The organism is Mesorhizobium sp. RCAM 05104 (assembly GCF_059683645.1).
This window is the reverse complement of sequence record NZ_CM185033.1, coordinates 2,075,573-2,093,400: the sequence shown is the minus strand read 5'-3', so window position 1 is coordinate 2,093,400 and position 17,828 is coordinate 2,075,573. Positions and strand designations below refer to the sequence as shown.

The following is a 17,828-nucleotide window of genomic DNA, read 5'->3' as shown; positions in this document are numbered from 1 at the left end:
TTTTCTGTCGTCCCTTGCGCATCGTCCCGTCCACAAAAGCTCGACAGTCGCGCCCATGACCGACACAGCATCATCGCCGAGCCTTGTTGCAGCGCCCGCCCCGCAACGGGAGGAGCGGATCGGCTTCCTGCTGGTGTTCCTGTCGGCGCTGATGTGGAGTTTTGGCGGCACCATCGCCCGCTTCATCAGCGTCGACGACAGCTGGACCGTGGTGTTCTGGCGCTCCGTCTGGGCTGCCGCGTTCCTGCTCTGCTTCATGGTCTGGCGCGACGGCTGGCGAGGCACGCTGAGACTGTTCCGCGACATGGGCCTTCCCGGCCTTGCCGTGGGGTTCTGCTTCGCCATCGCATCGACCGCGTTCGTCGTGGCACTTGCCTACACCACCGTCGCCAACATCCTGTTGATGCAGGCCGGCGTGCCGCTTCTGGCGGCGCTCTTTGCCTGGGCACTTTTTCGCGAAAGGGTGACTGTCTCGACCTGGCTGGCGATTGCCGCCGTCATCGCCGGCGTCGCCATCATGGTGTCGGAATCCCTTGACGGCGCCGTTTCGCCGATCGGCGACGGGCTGGCGCTGCTGATCGCGTTCATGTTCTCGATCGCCACCGTCATCACGCGGCGGTTTTCCAGCGTGCGCATGACGCCGGCGACCTGTCTCGGTACGATCCTGGCGGCGGGCTTTGCCGCCTCGCAGGCTTCGACCTTCACCGTATCGGCCGGCGACATGGGCTTTCTCTTCGCCTTCGGCGTGGTCAATCTCGGCCTCGGCCTCGCCTTCTTCGCCACCGGCGCCCGGCTGATCCCGGCGGCCATCGCGGCGCTGCTCGGCACGTTCGAGCCGATCCTCGGGCCGATATGGGTCTGGCTCATTCATTCCGAGGTGCCGTCCGGGCGCACCATCGTTGGCGGCGCGGTGGTGGTCACGGCGCTGCTCGTCCATATCGGGCTAGAGTTCAAGCGCCAGACACGGCCCGTGCGCGCGGGGGTCACCGGGGTGCCGTCGCCTAATTGACGCGGTCTGCAGCTTTGCCATTGACAACGTCGTTGCCGCCCGGGCAGGCTGGGAATACGGCAACAACAAGACAGGCTTATCTTGCCAAGTCTCCCTGCCGGTCAGATCGAGACCGGACCACATCATCGTATCTCTGCCCACGCCACGGCGAAAGCCTCTGACGGCATCGGCACGCCTCCCAGGCCGAGACAGGGACACGGAGCCATCACCTGCCGCGCATCGAACCACCCCCATTGTGCCGGCAGTTCGCGCTTGTCGCCCCCTGGAAAGCCCAATAGTCTGAAACAAATGCCCGGTCGCGCGGGGTCCGCGACGAGCCGGCGAAGGAACACTCATCAAAGGAGAATAGCATGATCCGCAAAGCGCTCTGGCTTTCGGCAACCTCGGCATTTCTGACACTTTTCACTGTCGGGGGCCACGCGGAGGACCGTGTCGTCAACGTCTTCAACTGGTCGGATTACATCGACAGCTCGATCATCGACGATTTCACCAAGACAACCGGCATCAAGGTCGTCTACGACACCTTCGATTCCAACGAAATCCTTGAGACCAAGCTGCTTGCCGGCGGCAGCGGCTACGACGTCGTCGTGCCCAGCGGCAACTTCCTCGCGCGCCAGATCCAGGCCGGCGTGTTCCAGAAGCTCGACAAGTCGAAGCTGCCGAACATTTCCAACATGTGGGACACGGTCTCGGAGCGAACCGCCAAATACGACCCCGGCAACGAATACTCGGTCAACTACATGTGGGGTACCGTTGGTCTCGGCTACAACATCAAGAAGGTGCAGGCCGCGCTCGGCACCGACAAGATCGACAGCTGGGATGTGTTCTTCAATCCCGACAGCCTGGCCAAGTTGAAGGACTGCGGCGTCTACGTGCTGGACTCGCCGGCCGATATCATTCCGGCGGCGTTGAAATATCTCGGCCTCGACCCGAACAGCACCTCGCCCGACGATATCGCCAAGGCCGAGGAGGCTTTGCTCAAGGTTCGGCCGTACATCAGAAAGTTCCATTCTTCCGAATACATTAACGCACTCGCCAACGGCGATATCTGCCTGGCGGTCGGCTGGTCGGGTGACGTCTTCCAGGCCCGCAACCGTGCGGTCGAGGCCAAGCAGGGTGTCGAGATCGGCTATTCCGTACCGAAGGAAGGCGCGCAGATGTGGTTCGATCAGATGGCGATCCCTGCCGATGCGCCACATGTCGCCGAGGCGCTCGAGTTCATCAACTACATGATGAAGCCGGAAGTCATCGCCAAATCGTCGAACTACGTGCTCTACGCAAACGGCAACAAGGCTTCGCAGCAATTCGTCGACAAGGCACTGTTGGATGATCCTTCGGTCTATCCCGATGCCGAGACGATAAAGAAGCTCTACACGGTCTCGCCCTACGACCCCAAGACCCAGCGCGTCGTCACCCGCACCTGGACCAAGATCGTCACTGGCCAGTAGGCAATCCGACACGGTCCCGGCAGCCCCCTGCCGGGACCAATTCTTTTCTGGGGCAAGAAGCAAGAACCAAGACGGAGTGGGACATGAAATCGCTTGGCAGCATCCGCAGGGATTTCGCGCCATGGAACGATCCGAACGCCAAGCCATATATCCAGTTCGACAACGTCACCAAGAAGTTCGGGGACTTCACCGCCGTCAACAATCTGTCGCTGACCATCTTCGAGCGCGAGTTCTTCGCTTTGCTCGGTGCCTCCGGTTGCGGAAAATCGACGCTGCTGCGCATGCTCGCCGGCTTCGAGGAGCCGACTTCCGGTCGCATCCTGCTGGATGGCCAGGATTTGCGCGGCATCCCGCCCTATCGGCGGCCGGTCAACATGATGTTCCAGTCCTATGCCCTGTTTCCGCACATGACGGTCGAGAAGAACATCGCCTTTGGCCTCAAGCAGGAAGGCATGTCCGCGCCCGATATCGAAAAGCGCGTCGCCGAAATGCTCAGGCTGGTCAAGCTCGAACAGTTCGCCAAGCGCAAGCCGCATCAACTGTCCGGCGGACAGCGCCAGCGTGTCGCGCTTGCCCGCTCGGTCGCCAAGCGGCCGAAGGTGCTGCTGCTCGATGAACCGCTCGGCGCGCTGGACAAGAAACTGCGCGAGGAAACGCAGTTCGAACTGATGGACCTGCAGCAGAATCTCGGCCTGACCTTCGTCGTCGTCACCCACGACCAGGAAGAAGCCATGACCATGGCCGACCGCATTGCCATCATCGACAAGGGCGAGGTGATGCAGGTGGCAACGCCGGCCGAAGTCTATGAAGCCCCGACCTCGCGCTTTGTCGCCCACTTCGTCGGCAACGTGAACATGTTCGAGGGCAAGGTTGCCGAGCGGACGGCAAAGACAACACGCATCGCCGGCGCCAGCGGAGCCCAGATCGTCGTCGACAACGCCGTCGACACCGCTACGGGCGCCGACATCGTCTTCGCCATCCGGCCGGAGAAGATCAAGATTTCGTCTAAGAAGCCGGTCGATGCCGTCAATGCGCTCGAGGGCGAAGTCTACGACATCGCCTATCTCGGCGACATGACTGTCTACCACGTCAGGCTCGACGACGGGCAGATGGTGCGGGCGAGCACGATGAACGCGGCACGCATCACCGAGGATCCGCTGAGCTGGAACGACCGGGCCTGGATCTCTTTCCGGCCCGACGCCGGCGTCGTGTTGACGCGGTAGGGGGCGATCATGTCGAACGCCGCCGTCACCGCATCAGCCTCTCCGGCAACCAGTGCCGGAAAATCCATTCTGGCCACGTTGGGGGCGGCCTTCGTCAGCCGTCTGGTCATCATCATCCCCTATGTCTGGCTGCTGTTCTTCTTTCTCATCCCCTTCATCATCGTCTTCAAGATCTCGCTGTCGCAGACGGCGATCGCCATGCCGCCCTATACACCCGTGCTTGATTTCAGTGGCGGCATTTCCGGGTTTTTCGACCAGCTGAAGCAACTCAGCATCGATAACTACGTGTGGTTGACGCAGGACGCGCTGTACTTCAATGCCTATGTGACAAGCGTTATCATTGCCGCGATCTCGACGGTCCTGACGCTGCTCGTCGGCTACCCAATCGCCTATGGCATGGCGCGCGCGCCGGCAACGATCCGCCCGACATTGCTGATGCTGGTGATCCTGCCGTTCTGGACCTCGTTCCTGATCCGGGTTTATGCCTGGATCGGCATCCTCAAGCCCGAGGGCCTGCTCAACCAGTTGCTGCTTGCCACCGGCATCATCAGCCAGCCGCTGATCATCCTCAACACCTACACGGCGATCTTCATCGGCATCGTCTATTCCTACCTGCCGTTCATGGTGTTGCCGCTCTATTCGTCGCTCGAAAAGATGGATTATTCGCTGATCGAGGCGGCCAAGGATCTTGGCTGCCCGCCGACCAGCGCGTTCTGGAAGATCACCTTCCCGCTGTCGCTGCCCGGCGTCATCGCCGGCTGTCTGCTGGTGTTCATCCCCGCTGTCGGCGAGTTCGTCATTCCCGACCTGCTTGGTGGATCGCAGACGCTGATGATCGGCAAGACGCTGTGGAACGAATTCTTCGCCAATCGCGACTGGCCGGTGTCGTCGGCCGTTGCGGTCATCCTTTTGCTGCTGCTGACCGTGCCGATCATGCTCTTCCAGCAGGCCCAGGCGCGTGCCCAGGAGCAGGACAAATGAACACCACCTGGAGCCGCTTCAACATCACCTCGATCGTGCTGGGCTTTGCCTTTCTGTACCTGCCGATCGTCCTGCTTATTGTCTTTTCCTTCAACGAGTCGAAACTTGTCACCGTCTGGGGCGGCTTCTCGACCAAATGGTACGTGTCGCTGTTCCACAACCAGGGCCTGATGGACGCCACCTGGGTCACGGCACGCGTCGGCGTCATTTCGGCCACGGTGGCGACCGTACTCGGCACGCTGGCGGCGCTGACCTTGACGCGCTACACGCGGTTCAGGGGCAGGGTGCTGTTTTCCGGTATGGTGTTCGCGCCGCTTGTCATGCCGGAAGTCATCACCGGCCTGTCGCTGCTGTTGCTCTTCGTGGCCGTCGGTCTCGACCGCGGCTTCCTCACCGTCACGCTCGCCCACATCACCTTGACCATGTGCTTCGTCGCCGTCGTCGTGCAGTCGCGCCTGATAAGCTTCGACCGCTCGCTGGAAGAAGCTGCGATGGATCTTGGCGCAACGCCGGTGAAGACCTTCTTCCAGATCACGCTGCCGGTCATCATGCCGGCGATCGTGTCCGGCTGGATGCTGGCCTTCACGCTTTCGCTCGACGATCTGGTCATCGCCAGCTTCACTTCCGGGCCTGGCGCCACCACGCTGCCGATGAAGATCTACAGCCAGGTTCGTCTCGGCGTGACGCCGGAGATCAACGCCGCCTGCACCATCCTGATCGCCGTTGTCGCGGTCGGCGTCATCATCGCTTCGGTTGCTAACAAGCGGCGCGAGGTGCAGCGTCAGCTCGACGAACAGGCCGCGCAGCGCGGGTGATGCGGTCTATTCCCCCGAGACGCCGCGGCTGATCGGGGAAATGAACGGCGTGCTCCACGTCCCGCCGACGAAGAACGATGACTGGTTGGGGCCTTGCTGGCCATTGGTCTGCGCTGCCGCCTGGTCCGCCTGAATGACGCCGCCGGACAGGGCCAGTCCCCGTCCCGCGTAGGACGCGATCCCGGACAGCCAGATCTTGTACTTCGCCGAATTGGCTTCGGCCTTGTCGATCCGCGCCACGCCTTTCGAAATGCTGGCCTTGATCTCGGCGCCGTCGATCGGCAGCGTCCCGTCGGAAACGTCGTCGAGCGCGAAGAAGCCGCCTTGTTCGGTGTGCTTGAGGAAGGCCGGCAGATTGAGCTTGCTCAACGCACCGGGTCCGAAGGTTGCCGTGACCGAGCCGTCGGCATTGTCGAAGATGGAGTCCCAGGTTCTGCCGGGTCCCTTGAGGATGACCGAGACGGTTCCCGTGCCGACCGGCACCAGCCGCGTCATCCCCGCTGCGGTGGCGAAAGCACCGCCGTCGATGTCGGAGGCCAGCAGCCGGATCTCGACCTGGGTGCCCTCCGGTTTGCGGTCGAAACGAAGGCTGCTCTGGATGTTGCCGCCGAAGGCCGAGGCATCGGAGATATCGAAGACGGAAAGCCCATCCTTGACCTGGGCGGTGGCGGCGACGTCGGCCAACTGAATGGTGCCCGCCGTGGCGTGCGCCGCCGACAATCTGAGATCAAGGTTGATCCGGTCGGCGAAACTTGTGTCGATTTCGGCCTGACCGGCCCCAGCGGTTGGCGCCAGCGGCGTGAAGGCGGACAGGAACGACCTGAGGTCCAGTGTATCGAAGGCGAGCGTGCCGGAGATCACCGGTTGTGCCTCGCCAAGCGAGAGGTCCAGCGCCCCCATCCCCGGATTGTTGTCCAGGGAGAGCGCGGTGTTGTCGAACTTGACGCGCCCGGCCGTCGCCGTGACCTTGCTCGAAATGCTGACGGAGCCGATCGCGGCGCCCGGAGCGATGCCGGCCTGCGCCCATTCCAGAACCCGCCGCAACGACGGCGCCGAGAACTTGGCCTGACCATCGAAATAGGCGTTCTCGGACATGCTGGCGGTGCCGTCGAAAGAGAAGGTGGCGGGCGCTGCCTTGAAGGACAGCGTGAGCGGCGCCGTGCCGCCGGCAAACAGCACCAGCGGTTTCGGCGAGGCGACATCCAGGGCGACGCTTTCACCGCGCCAGATCCCGGTCGCCGACAGCGTCGCATTGCTGTTCATCGCCGCCCAGGTCGCCTGGCCGGTCAGGCTGCTCAGGACCTCGACATCCTTGCCGCCGACGGAAGCCACCATGCGGCCGTCACGGAACTCCACGGTGCCGAAAGTGTCGGCCGGCAGCTTGTCGAGGTCCGGCTTGGCGGGGTCGGCATTGACCACGCCGCGCGCCGTGTCGATGGAACGCGCAATGCGTCCGCCGGTCGGAACGGCGGGCAGGAAGAGGCCGGTCGCCATACGCTGGACCCGGATCGTCGGCCGCACCAGCCGCGCCGTCGAAAACACCACGTCGCCGCGCAGTGCCGCCATCGCGGAGAGATCGACCTCGACCCGCTCGGCCTCGACGACCGGCGGTGCGTCGATGTCCGTCCATTGCGAAAGCGTCACATCGGTCAGGATCGCCCGGAAATTCGGCCAGACCTCGATGCGCGGCGAGCCTTCGATGGCGACGCGGAAGCCGCTCCACGCACTCATTTCCCAGGCGATGCGGTCGCGCACGATACGGGTGGAAGCGATCAGCGGCAGGGCGGCAACGATCAGCGCGATGACGATCACGGCGGTGCCGATCGCCCATACGCCACGCCGGATCAAAGGGGATGGCATCTCGCCTCGTATGCTTTCATTCCGACAAAATCGCCTGACGGGTGTAACCCCAGTCGTCACTACGACTTAGGGCCGACGCATTTCAAGTCTTTATGGCCCGGCGATGGCATTTGCGCACATCTGGCCGTATCGGCCGAACAAAATCTTGCTCTGCTGCGCTGCGATATGCATAAGCGATGCAGCCTGACGCATGTCGCCCAAAGCCTGCGCCGAGAGGGTTCGTGGCGGTTTTGGGACAGCGGCATGCCTAAAGCAGAGTTTAAAGCGCGCTGCATGGATTCTCTCAGACGCGACACGCTTTAAGGAGGAACGATCATGGCTGCCGACGCACCACTCTGGACCCCGACGCAAGACCAGATTGACGCCGCGCCGCTGACCGCTTTCATGAAGGCAGCAGCCGCGAAAACCGGCGGTAGCTTCTCCTCCTACGCCGACCTTCACCGCTGGTCGGTCGACGATCGCGAGGCATTCTGGAGCCTGGTGTGGGATTTCTGCGGCATAGTCGGCGACAAGGGCGAGTTCCTGCTCGTCGACGGCGACAAGATGCCCGGCGCCTCCTTCTTCCCGGACGCAACGCTGAACTTCGCCGAGAACCTGCTGAAGAAGACTGGCTCTGGCGAGGCCATCGTGTTTCGCGGCGAGGACAAGGTCGAACGCCGGCTGTCGTGGAACGAGTTGCATGCGCTGACCTCGCGTTTGCAGCAGCTCTTCCTCTCGCTCAAGGTGAAAAAGGGCGATCGCATCGCGGCGATGATGCCCAACATACCGGAGACGGTTGCCGCCATGTTGGCCGCCGCCTCGATCGGCGCCGTCTGGTCGTCCTGTTCTCCCGATTTCGGCGAGCAGGGCGTGCTCGACCGGTTCGGTCAGATCGAGCCCGTCATCTTCATCGCGCCCGACGGCTACTGGTACAATGGCAAGGCGATCGAGGTCGCCGACAAGATCGCCGCGGTTGCGGCCAAGCTTGGCACGGTCCGCAAGGTTCTGGTCGTCGACTATCTCGGCACCTCGACCGATGTTGCCGCAACCATCGACAAGGCGGTGGCGCTGGAAGAGGCGCTGTCGCCGTTTGCCGTCAAGCCCGTCGGCTTCGAGCGGCTGCCGTTCGCGCATCCGCTCTACATCCTGTTTTCCTCCGGAACGACGGGCATTCCCAAATGCATCGTCCATTCGGCCGGCGGAACGCTGATCCAGCATGTCAAGGAACACCGGCTGCATGCCGGGCTGATCGACGGCGACCGCTTCTTTTATTTCACCACCTGCGGCTGGATGATGTGGAACTGGCTGGTGTCGGGCCTCGCGTCAGGCGCCACGCTGCTGCTCTACGATGGCTCGCCCTTCTATCCCGACGGCAATGTACTGTTCGACTTCGCTGATGCCGAGAAGATGACCTTTTTCGGCACCTCGGCCAAATTCATCGATTCCGTGCGCAAGGCCGGTCTCGAGCCGATCCGCACACATGATCTGTCGACCGTGCGGGCGATTTCCTCCACCGGCTCGCCGCTGTCACCGGAGGGTTTCCGCTTCGTCTATGACGGCATCAAGAAGGATGTCCATCTGGCCTCGGTCTCCGGCGGCACCGACATCGTCTCCTGCTTCGTGCTTGGCGTTCCGACGCAACCGGTGTGGACCGGCGAGATCCAGGGTCCCGGCCTCGGCCTGGCCGTCGATGTCTGGGACGACGACGGCAAGCCGGTGAGGCAGCAGAAGGGCGAACTGGTCTGCACCAAGGCCTTTCCGGCGATGCCGATCGGCTTCTGGAACGACCCCGAGGGCAAGAAGTACCGGGCGGCCTATTTCGAGCGCTTCGACAATGTCTGGTGTCACGGCGATTTCGCCGAATGGACCGACCATGGCGGCCTGATCATCCACGGCCGTTCCGATGCCACGCTCAATCCGGGCGGCGTGCGCATCGGCACGGCGGAGATCTACAACCAGGTCGAACAGATGCCCGAGATTCTGGAGGCGCTGTGCATCGGCCAGGATTTCGACAATGACGTGCGCGTCGTGCTGTTCGTGCGGCTGGCGGCGGGTGTGCGGCTGGACGACGATCTGGAAAAACGTATTCGCTCCAAAATCCGCACCGGGGCGAGCCCTCGCCACGTGCCGGCCAGGATCGTCGCCGTCACCGACATCCCGCGCACCAAATCGGGCAAGATCACCGAGCTTGCGGTGCGCGACGTGGTGCATGGCCGCGCCATCAAGAACAAGGAGGCGCTGGCCAACCCCGAAGCGCTGGAACTGTTCAAGAACCTGCCGCAACTGGCCGAGTGACCGGGCAGTCGTGATGGTTAACGAAACCTGTCGGTAGAATTTACCTAGATTTCATGAGTGGTACACATTCGTAAATTTTCCGCCGCGCCGGTAAGGAGTTGTTAAGGCCCGGCGTCGATAGTCGCATGTAACTTGAGGGAGAAATCCCGTTCCTCCCCATCCCCGGAGGATCTGAATTCGCTCAAGCCCCCGTTGTGACAGCAATCCCATCTCTTAAGGCGTCCTCTGGGCGCCTTTTCTTTTGCCGGGGCAATTCCGGGAAAAGTGCGAAACGGTTTTCCGTCCGGAATTGCGGGCGCGGTTATTCCGCGAGCACGCGGGTCGACGGAAACGCGACCTCGACCAGGGTTCCTTCTCCTGGCGTCGAATTGATGGTGAACCGGGCGCGGTTCGCCTCCACCATCGCCTTGGTCAGCGGCAGTCCAAGCCCGGTGCCGTCGCCGCGTCCGCGCTTCAGGGCGTTGATCTGCTTGAACGGCTTCAGCGCCTGCTCGATCTCGGCCTGGCTCATGCCGATGCCGGTGTCGCGCACCCGCATGACGACGTCGCCCGACGTCTCATAGGCGGTCGAGACGATCACCTGGCCGCCAGCCTGGGTGTAACGGATGGCATTCGACAGGATGTTGAGCGCGATCTGGCGCACGCTGCGCAGGTCCGCCACCACTTCCGGCAGTCGCGAAGCGAAGCTCGAGCGGATGATGACGCGTTCGCGATTGGCCTGCGGCTGCATCATTGCCACCGTCTCGGCCAGCGTGTCGTTGAGCGACACCGCCTCATAGGCCATCTCCTGCTGGCCAGCCTCGATCTTCGAGATGTCGAGCAGGTCGTTGACAAGGTCGAGCACATGATTGCCCGAGCGGTTGATGTCGCGCAGATAGTCGCGGTAGCGGTCGTTGGCGACAGGGCCGAACTTCTCGTCGACCATCAATTCGGAAAAGCCGATGATGGCATTGAGCGGCGTGCGGATCTCGTGGCTGATGCGGGCGAGGAAATCGGTCTTCTGCGAGGAAGCGCGTTCGGCCACCGCGCGCGCCTGCGTCAGGTCCTCTTCGGCCCGCTTCCACTGCGTGATGTCGCGCACGACGGCGCAGAAGCCGCTATCGTTGGGCAGCCGGCCGATGGTCATGAACAGTGGAATGAAGCGGCCTTGCGCCTCGCGCCCGATCACCTCGCGGCCGTCATTCATCACACTAGCCACGCCGGGCTCGGACAGTCCGTTGAGATAGTCTCGCGCCGCGCGCTGGCTTTCGATGGCAAACAGCGAGGCGAACGGCTTGCCGGTCACCTCGTCGCTGTCGAAGCCGAACAGCGCTTCGGCCGGACGGCTGATCGAGCGGATGGTGCCGTCACGGCCGATCAGCACGACGCCGTCGGTCGCGGTGTCGATGATGGTGCGCATCTCGGCGATGCGTGCCTTGAGCTCCGAAACGTCCGGCTGCGTCTGCTCGTCGCCAATGGCATGCAGGGCTGCCGGCGTGTCATCCTCGCCGGAGCGGCGCACGACCAGCATCAGCGCCTTGCCGTCGCGCCAGGGAACCGAGCGCAGGATGGCCTCGATCGGGAATTCCTCTCCGCCACGCGTCTTCAGCCGCAGCGCGCGATCGGTGCTGTCAGAGGCGCCGTCATCGGCGTAGGGGTCGGCAAACAGTGCGCCGAGACCACCGGCATCCGCCAGGTCATCGAGCGCCTCGTAGCCGGTCAGGTTGAGGAATTCCTCGTTCGCATAGTGCAGCTGATCGCCCGAATGGATCAGCAGTGGCACCGGGAGCTTGCCCAGGAGCGAGGTATCAGGGCCCCGGTTTTCATCCCCGGCCGAAAACGCTGACGGCACGAACCCTTCGACCTTGAGCGGGGGCACCTGAAGGCGTGGCCGTTCGACGCGCGCCTCCAGGGCATCGCTCGGATTGTCAGTCTCCTCGGCGGACGCAGCGGCCTGTTTATCAGGCGCGGCGGCCTCCTCGTCGGCCTGCGCCCAATCCTCATTGTCCTCGGCGTCGCGAAAATCCGCCGACGTCATGCTGTCGTCGTCCGCGGCCGGGTCGTTCACCTGTGGTGTGCCGCCGGCCGCCGTTTGCGCTTCGGCATCGCCAGCTGCGGTTTTGGCTGAACCCTCAGTCGCTTCCGCGGATACCGGCGCATCGTCGCTGTTGTCGGCGACATAGGTCGGTTCATCGTCGCGGTCGGCAAGGTTGAGCAGCGAGCCCGAAGGACTGGGCCGGAGGGTTTCCTCTCCTATCGTCTCATCTGGATCTGCGCCGTCGAGCCGTGCCAGATCCTTCTCGTCCTCAGCCTCGATATCGGCGGGCTCGGCGGCGCTTGCCTCGCCCACGGCGTCAGCCGCCGGCTCGAGGTCCGCATCCACCGGTCCAGCATTGGGGGTGGCGTCCGCAGTCGGGCCGCCATCTTGCGTCGACAGGATCGTGCCTCCGGCCTCGGATTGCGGCTCTGCCTGGACTGCTGGCGCCAGCTCAGGCTTCTCGGCCTCTGGGGGCTCAACTGGGGAACTGTCCTTCTTCAGCCGCTCGCCGATCTCGCGGAACGCGCTGCGTTCCAGCGTCGACAGGCCCTTGTCATTGGCTGGCTGCCGATGTTCGGCCAGCCGGATCACCTTGTCGGCAAAGCGCCGCTCCGGTTTCGGCACGATGGTCAGCGCTGGCACCTCGCCCTTGAAGGGGTCTGGCGTCTTCGGCGCCTCGGGCGCTGGTTCGGCGGTTTCTTGCGCCGCCGGCGCATGGCCATTGGGAACGAGCGCCATGCCGATGGCCTCGGGATCGACGACCGCGTCGCCGGTGCGGGCAACGCCGAAGCCGCGGAAACCCTCGAAGGCACGGCTGCGGCCGTAGACGGGTAGGGCGGCCAGGTCGACAGGGATCTTGAGATCGGTACCGACGACCGGCCACAGCACGGAGCGGCCGGACCACGTGTCGCGCCGCTCCAGCAGACCGGCGATCTCGCCGGAGGCATCGAGGCCGAAGGCTGCCGCGACATCCTTGAAGCGCCTGCCGATGATGTCGGCTGCGGGCTTGCCGACGATCTCGGCGAATTCCGGCGACAGCGCGCTGAACTTGCCGTCGGCATCGGTGCGCCAGACGAAGCGTATCGGCGCCGCGGCGCGGTCTATCGCCGGAGCGGCCGGAGTCGCGGTCGGCGAGGGGGCATGGACGTCATTCCGTCTCGTGTTTTCCTCGGGACTCTCCGGGACGGCCTCTTCGGCCCGCGCTTCGGGTTGGGGCGGTCGGCTCGCCTGTTGCCCCTCGTCCTCGTCGGTTTTGAAGTACCAATGATCGTGCTGCCCCGGCGTGCTCACTGCCGCCGGAGCCTGCCCGGCCGCGTCGGCGATCTCATGCACTTCCGATGCCGGGATAGCTTCGGCCGGTTGCGTGGCGCCCGGTCCGTCCGTCGGTGTCCCGGTGTGCTGGCTCGGCTGCGGCTGGACAACAGCGTTGCCAGCCGGTGCGGTCTCGGCAATGGATTCAGGGCGTTCGCCGGTTGTGGTCCTGTCGTCGAGCTGGTCCTCGTCGATCACCACCAGCAGATGCCGTTCCTCGGTCAATCTTGCGAGACCAGCCGGAAAGGAGGCCGTGCGGCCGGGAACGAGGCGCTTGACGATGCGGTCGCTCCCTGACGCAACGTCAGCGACGAGGGCAGCCAGCGTGCCTGGCAAGATGCCAAGGGCCGAAAACCCTTCCGATGCCGCTTCGATGTTGCCCTTGGCATCGATGAAGGCGATGAAATGACCGTCTTCGGTGAAGCCGCTAATGGCGCGTGCGGCGATCTCGCCGGCGCTGCGCGACCCTGTCTGCGCAGCCGGTACCGCCAGCATGATCGCTTTCTCTGCGTCCGGCATGGTCACCGCACTGGCCAGGAAGCCGACCGCGCGGCTGGTCATGCCGGTTGCCAGCCGCACCATGATGGCGCGGTCGCGGCCGATCTCTGGAAATCCACTGGTCGCCATGATCTGGCGTCTGGCGATCAACGGCAGTTGCGCCGAGGCGCCGATAATGGCCTCGATGTCGGGATAGCCGAACACCGCCGCACCTGGCCCGTTGGCCCAGATCACCTGTTCCAGATCCTCCGACAGGATCGCGATCGCGTCGCCGGCGGCAAAGCGCTGACGGACCGCATCGAGCACGGCGACGTCGAGGAAGGAATATTCGGACGGCATGCGCTTGGCGAACCCTCACGGAGCGGCGAATTTGCAGTTAACGCTTTGTTAATAAAAGCCGGCGGCGCGAAGGTCCACAAGCCAGAACGTGCAAAGGCCGGAATTTGGGCTCTTGGTTAACGGCCGTAAAGAATTTATGGTGCACTGCAACAAAGATATTGCAATGCACAAAAATTGCGTTTATATTGCCATCATAACTGAACGAGACGGCTTTCTGTCAAAGCCGCTACCGCTGAAAAGGATGGAAAAATGTCCAGGACCAAGACCGCCGAGACCATCGAAAACGTTGAATTCCCGAGCTTCGACGCTTCCAAGGCCACCGACCAGATCCGCGCTTTCGCCGAACAGGGCGTTGAGCAGTCGAAAGAGGCCTATGCCAAGCTGAAGACCGGTGCCGAAGAGACCCAGAAGGCTCTGGAGTCGAGCCTTGAGACCGCCAAGACCGTTTCCAGCGATCTGTCGCTCAAGACCATTTCCGCCCTGCGCGCCAATGCCGAGGCCGGCTTCTCGCATCTCGAAGCCCTGATCGGCGCCAAGTCGCTGTCGGAAGTCGTCGAACTGCAGACCGCGTTCCTGCGCAAGCGCGTCGAGATGACCGTCGAGCAGGCCAAGGACTTCCAGACCGTCGCCACCAAGGCGGCCGAGGACGTCTCCAAGCCGATCAAGACCGCCTTCGAGAAGGCGATGAAGGAAATCAAGGTTGCCTAACATTTTTGCATGATCGGTAGATGCAACAAAAGGTCGCATTTTCTTAAAAACGATCAGGCATATGATGGTAGCCATCAAGGAATACCCGGCGAGTGGAACCTCCTCCCTCTGCTCCCCGGGGTGACCAGCCAGCACCTCCTCCCGCTGGCTCGTAACAGGAAAAGGCCGGCACCTCCTCCCGCCGGCCTTTTTCTTTGTCCGACGAAAAGTCGATGCCGTTGTGGGGAAGCGACCTTTGCCGAGCAAAAGTCTTGAATTAAGATCCATTAGCCCGTAAGGACGCATCGCCGAACGACAGAGCGGATCACGGAAAGTGAACTTTCCACCTTGGTCTGGCTCAGCAAACGTGCCGTTGTAGCTCAGATGGTTAGAGCGCCGGATTGTGGATCCGGAGGTCGCTGGTTCGATCCCAGCCAACGGTACCATCGGCTTCTTCCATAAGTAGCTGTTTCGTTTTAGAAAATCCTGATTGTTGGCTTCCAAGCTTGCCCTGGAGGCGGTTTTGTGTCACAAATTGTGCTACCTATTGTGATACAAATGGCGCGAGGCCATGGGACGAAGGCGCGAAGAGGAAGATCCTGATCGCTACCTCCACCTGAGGGACGGTTATTTCCATTACCGACGAAGGGTCCCTACAGAGGTCATTGGTCTTGATGATCGCGGCCAATTCGTGCGCCGATCGCTCGACACGAGGGACAGATCAAAAGCCAGAACCGCGCGCGATCTCCACGAGGCTGCGGATAACGGGCTCTGGGCTGCAATGCTGCTTGGAGAAAATCCCCACGCCGCGCTGGCCCGTTACAAGCTGGCTGTGAAGCGAGCAGAATCGCTTGGGTTCGTTTACCGGCCCCTTGGCGAAATTCTTGCCTCCGAGCCGCTAGAGACCATCATGCGGCGCGTAGAGACTACCGCTGTGGAACCGGCTAAATCTCCGGTCTTGGATGCGGTCGCGGGCATGGTGGCACAGCCAGACGACAAGATATCCGAAGCGCTCCAGCTGTACTTCTCCGAAATAGTCCGCGACGAGCTGCGCACGAAAAGTCCTGATCAGCGCAAGCGCTGGAAGGCCAAGCGTAAGATGAGCGTCGACGTTTTCATCGAACTGGTCGAAGACAAGCCTATGGGCCAGATCACGCGCGATGACGCGCGCAAAGTCCACAAATACTGGCTGGACCGCGTGGCGCCGGAGGATGGCCCGGGTGACCGTTCGGCTTCGACCGGCAACCGGAACATGGGCAACCTCCGAACGCTGTATGGCGACTACTACCGCCATCTGGGGTTCCCCGAACAGAAGAACCCGTTTGCCGATCTCTCGTTCAAGGACAAGTCAAAACGGAGCCGGCCACCGTTCCCGACCGACTGGATCAAGGACAAGATCCTCGCGCCAGGTGCATTGGCCCAGCTCAACGACCAGGCTCGAGGTATCGTCCTGGCATTCGTCGAGACCGGGTGCCGCCCGAGCGAGCTTGCAAACCTGCATGCCGGGGTCATCCTTCTCGATCACGATGTGCCTCACATCTCAGTCGAGCCCAGGGAAGACCCTGAGGACCCCCGGGAGATCAAGACGGAATCCTCGGTGCGCAGGGTTCCCTTGGTTGGCGTGGCTCTAGAGGTGTTCAAGAAGCACCCTGAAGGCTTTCCTCGCTACAGGGATCGCGAGGCTCAGCTGTCGGCCACAGTGAACAAGCACTTCAAGAAACACGGGTTATTTCCGACGGACGAGCACACGGTTTACTCGCTGCGCCACTCGTTTGAGGACCGGATGAAGAACGCTAGATTGGATGAGGAGCTTCGCCGCATGCTGATGGGCCATACCATTGATCGCCCGAAATACGCCGAGGGTGGCGACATGAAGATGTGGCAGGAGGAACTCATGAAGATCGCGCTGCCGTTCGATCCCGCGATCGTATGACACGCTGGCGCACCGCTGCGAGGCGTTCTTCCTTAGCCTGGTGATCCCGCAAGGCCCGCTCTAGATGGTCGTATAGTGGAAGCCATGCCTCGCCTTGGTCGCCTCGCGCCACGATAATTTCCGCCACGCGGTCGAGCGCGCGCTCGATACGCTCAGCGGTGATCGGCCTGGGCGCAGGTGCGGAGCGCTTCACCGCCACACCTCTTTGCAGATCCAAGGACACGGCATGTCCCACGCTAGGCGAACATTTGAAAGAGAAGGAAGTGGCAGTTCCTGTTCGTGCCGCAAACGGTGGCTGCGGCGTGCAAATAGGAGGGATGTGCGATGAGAAAGGTTGCGGGCAACCACGCCTGCGAACGAGAGGGAGAGTGGGGACCGGATTTTCCGTGACGGGTTGAGAGCCGGAGGAGAGGCCTCCGACGCCCGTCGCGGAGAAACCGCGATGTCTTTTCAAAACAATCGAGCGCGCGCCGGGGCCGACCGGAGCAACCTCTATGATGATATCACCAACAAGATCATCTCCGAACTGGAGGCCGGTCGTTTCCCTTGGGTCCAGTCATGGGGAACCGCCGCCGCCAAGGCGCCATTGTCGATGCCGCGAAACGCCTCCACCAGCAGAGCCTACAGTGGGATCAACGTACTCATTCTCTGGGGCGCCGTGGTCGAACATGGCTTTCCAACGCAAAGCTGGCTGACCTTTCGGCAGGCCATCTCACTCGGTGGAAATGTCCGGAAAGGTGAGCGTGGTACCACTGTCGTCTTTGCTGATCGCTTCGTCCCGGACGATGAGAAGAAACGCGCCAGCGAAATTGGCGAGGATGCCCGAGCGGTTCCATTCCTCAAACGCTTCAGGGTCTTCAACATCGAGCAATGCGACGGTCTACCCGACGAAATCGCAGTTTCCTCTCCGCTACCCGACATCAGGTTGACCGAGCCGCGGGTTGAGGCACTGATCAAGGCAACCGCCATAGAATTCCGCATCGGCGGGAACAGGGCCTACTACTCGCCAGCCCACGACTATGTTCAGGTGCCGCCGCCGCAGGCCTTCTTCGAACCGATCAACTGGCATCGCACAGCCCTCCATGAGCTTGGTCATGCCACCGGTCATCCTTCACGGCTTGGCCGCGATTTTCCGGATCTTCAGCACCAGGAAATATGCGTTCGCGGAACTGGTGGCCTTATCCTGACTCTGTAATCCTGTCTCAGAATCAGGCAATGGAAGCACCTTGCCGACGGTTCCGGTGAAGCTCGTCAGACGTCCGGGTCAAGCGTTCCCGCAGCGAAGCGAGGACAACGCTTTACGCGGCGGCGGCACCACAAGCTTGTTCATGGGGTGCAGGCTTAGTCCTGCACCCCTGCCACGCGGCGAGCGGGAGAGCGCGAGGGGAACCCCTCGCACATAAAGACAATAACTTGCGCCGCAGGCGCTCCGC

11 protein-coding genes and 1 tRNA gene are annotated in these 17,828 nt (G+C 62.5%); 10 read left to right on the top strand and 2 right to left on the bottom strand.

Annotation, left to right across the window (positions count from 1 at the left end):
* The first annotated feature begins 55 nt into the window (after positions 1 to 55).
* The 5 genes from AC56QP_RS10415 to AC56QP_RS10395 all read left to right on the top strand — a co-directional run bounded on the left by AC56QP_RS10415 (position 56) and on the right by AC56QP_RS10395 (position 5,476).
* Positions 56 to 1,009, top strand: coding sequence for a DMT family transporter (locus AC56QP_RS10415; RefSeq protein WP_489859789.1), 954 nt, complete (start codon positions 56 to 58; stop codon positions 1,007 to 1,009).
* A 350-nt stretch (positions 1,010 to 1,359) separates the two neighbouring features.
* Positions 1,360 to 2,457 (top strand): polyamine ABC transporter substrate-binding protein, encoded by a 1,098-nt coding sequence (locus tag AC56QP_RS10410; protein WP_489859790.1) that lies wholly within the window; start codon positions 1,360 to 1,362, stop codon positions 2,455 to 2,457.
* 83 nt (positions 2,458 to 2,540) lie between these two features.
* Complete coding sequence (locus AC56QP_RS10405) at positions 2,541 to 3,680, top strand: ABC transporter ATP-binding protein (RefSeq protein ID WP_489859791.1); 1,140 nt, start codon at positions 2,541 to 2,543, stop codon at positions 3,678 to 3,680.
* Between the two features lie 9 nt (positions 3,681 to 3,689).
* Positions 3,690 to 4,661 carry an ABC transporter permease subunit gene (locus AC56QP_RS10400; RefSeq protein ID WP_489859792.1) on the top strand — a complete coding sequence of 324 codons (972 nt, stop codon included), beginning with the start codon at positions 3,690 to 3,692 and terminating at the stop codon, positions 4,659 to 4,661.
* Positions 4,658 to 5,476, top strand: a complete 819-nt coding sequence (locus AC56QP_RS10395; protein WP_489859793.1) for an ABC transporter permease — start codon at positions 4,658 to 4,660, stop codon at positions 5,474 to 5,476. Before AC56QP_RS10400 ends, AC56QP_RS10395 begins: the two co-directional genes overlap by 4 nt.
* Before the next feature lie 6 nt (positions 5,477 to 5,482).
* Here AC56QP_RS10395 and AC56QP_RS10390 read toward each other — a convergent pair whose 3' ends face one another.
* Positions 5,483 to 7,336 carry an AsmA family protein gene (locus AC56QP_RS10390; protein ID WP_489859794.1) on the bottom strand — a complete coding sequence of 618 codons (1,854 nt, stop codon included), beginning with the start codon at positions 7,334 to 7,336 and terminating at the stop codon, positions 5,483 to 5,485.
* A 315-nt stretch (positions 7,337 to 7,651) separates the two neighbouring features.
* Between AC56QP_RS10390 and AC56QP_RS10385 the strand changes: the two genes are divergently transcribed.
* Complete coding sequence (locus AC56QP_RS10385; RefSeq protein WP_489859795.1) at positions 7,652 to 9,610, top strand: acetoacetate--CoA ligase; 1,959 nt, start codon at positions 7,652 to 7,654, stop codon at positions 9,608 to 9,610.
* Positions 9,611 to 9,911: 301 nt separating this feature from the next.
* Here the strand turns inward: AC56QP_RS10385 and AC56QP_RS10380 are convergent, their stop codons facing one another.
* Positions 9,912 to 13,775, bottom strand: coding sequence for a PAS domain S-box protein (locus AC56QP_RS10380; RefSeq protein WP_489859796.1), 3,864 nt, complete (start codon positions 13,773 to 13,775; stop codon positions 9,912 to 9,914).
* A gap of 249 nt (positions 13,776 to 14,024) precedes the next feature.
* Between AC56QP_RS10380 and AC56QP_RS10375 the strand changes: the two genes are divergently transcribed.
* The 4 genes from AC56QP_RS10375 to AC56QP_RS10360 all read left to right on the top strand — a co-directional run bounded on the left by AC56QP_RS10375 (position 14,025) and on the right by AC56QP_RS10360 (position 17,590).
* Positions 14,025 to 14,483, top strand: a complete 459-nt coding sequence (locus tag AC56QP_RS10375; protein ID WP_489859797.1) for a phasin — start codon at positions 14,025 to 14,027, stop codon at positions 14,481 to 14,483.
* Between the two features lie 348 nt (positions 14,484 to 14,831).
* A tRNA-His gene (locus AC56QP_RS10370) sits at positions 14,832 to 14,908 on the top strand.
* A gap of 125 nt (positions 14,909 to 15,033) precedes the next feature.
* The gene (locus AC56QP_RS10365; protein ID WP_489859798.1) at positions 15,034 to 16,395 is read left to right on the top strand and encodes a DUF6538 domain-containing protein; all 1,362 of its coding nucleotides are present in this window, start codon (positions 15,034 to 15,036) and stop codon (positions 16,393 to 16,395) included.
* A 334-nt stretch (positions 16,396 to 16,729) separates the two neighbouring features.
* On the top strand, positions 16,730 to 17,590 hold the full coding sequence (locus tag AC56QP_RS10360; RefSeq protein WP_497109037.1) for an ArdC family protein: 861 nt from the start codon (positions 16,730 to 16,732) through the stop codon (positions 17,588 to 17,590).
* The last annotated feature ends 238 nt before the right edge of the window (positions 17,591 to 17,828 follow it).

Excerpts from the sequence above, each read along its gene's own strand:
- AC56QP_RS10415 (WP_489859789.1), top strand. The coding sequence starts at position 56 with ATGACCGACACAGCATCATCGCCGAGCCTTGTTGCAGCGCCCGCCCCG.
- AC56QP_RS10410 (WP_489859790.1), top strand. The coding sequence starts at position 1,360 with ATGATCCGCAAAGCGCTCTGGCTTTCGGCAACCTCGGCATTTCTGACA.
- AC56QP_RS10405 (WP_489859791.1), top strand. The coding sequence starts at position 2,541 with ATGAAATCGCTTGGCAGCATCCGCAGGGATTTCGCGCCATGGAACGAT.
- AC56QP_RS10400 (WP_489859792.1), top strand. The coding sequence starts at position 3,690 with ATGTCGAACGCCGCCGTCACCGCATCAGCCTCTCCGGCAACCAGTGCC.
- AC56QP_RS10395 (WP_489859793.1), top strand. The coding sequence starts at position 4,658 with ATGAACACCACCTGGAGCCGCTTCAACATCACCTCGATCGTGCTGGGC.
- AC56QP_RS10390 (WP_489859794.1), bottom strand. The coding sequence starts at position 7,336 with ATGCCATCCCCTTTGATCCGGCGTGGCGTATGGGCGATCGGCACCGCC.
- AC56QP_RS10385 (WP_489859795.1), top strand. The coding sequence starts at position 7,652 with ATGGCTGCCGACGCACCACTCTGGACCCCGACGCAAGACCAGATTGAC.
- AC56QP_RS10380 (WP_489859796.1), bottom strand. The coding sequence starts at position 13,775 with ATGCCGTCCGAATATTCCTTCCTCGACGTCGCCGTGCTCGATGCGGTC.
- AC56QP_RS10375 (WP_489859797.1), top strand. The coding sequence starts at position 14,025 with ATGTCCAGGACCAAGACCGCCGAGACCATCGAAAACGTTGAATTCCCG.
- AC56QP_RS10365 (WP_489859798.1), top strand. The coding sequence starts at position 15,034 with ATGGGACGAAGGCGCGAAGAGGAAGATCCTGATCGCTACCTCCACCTG.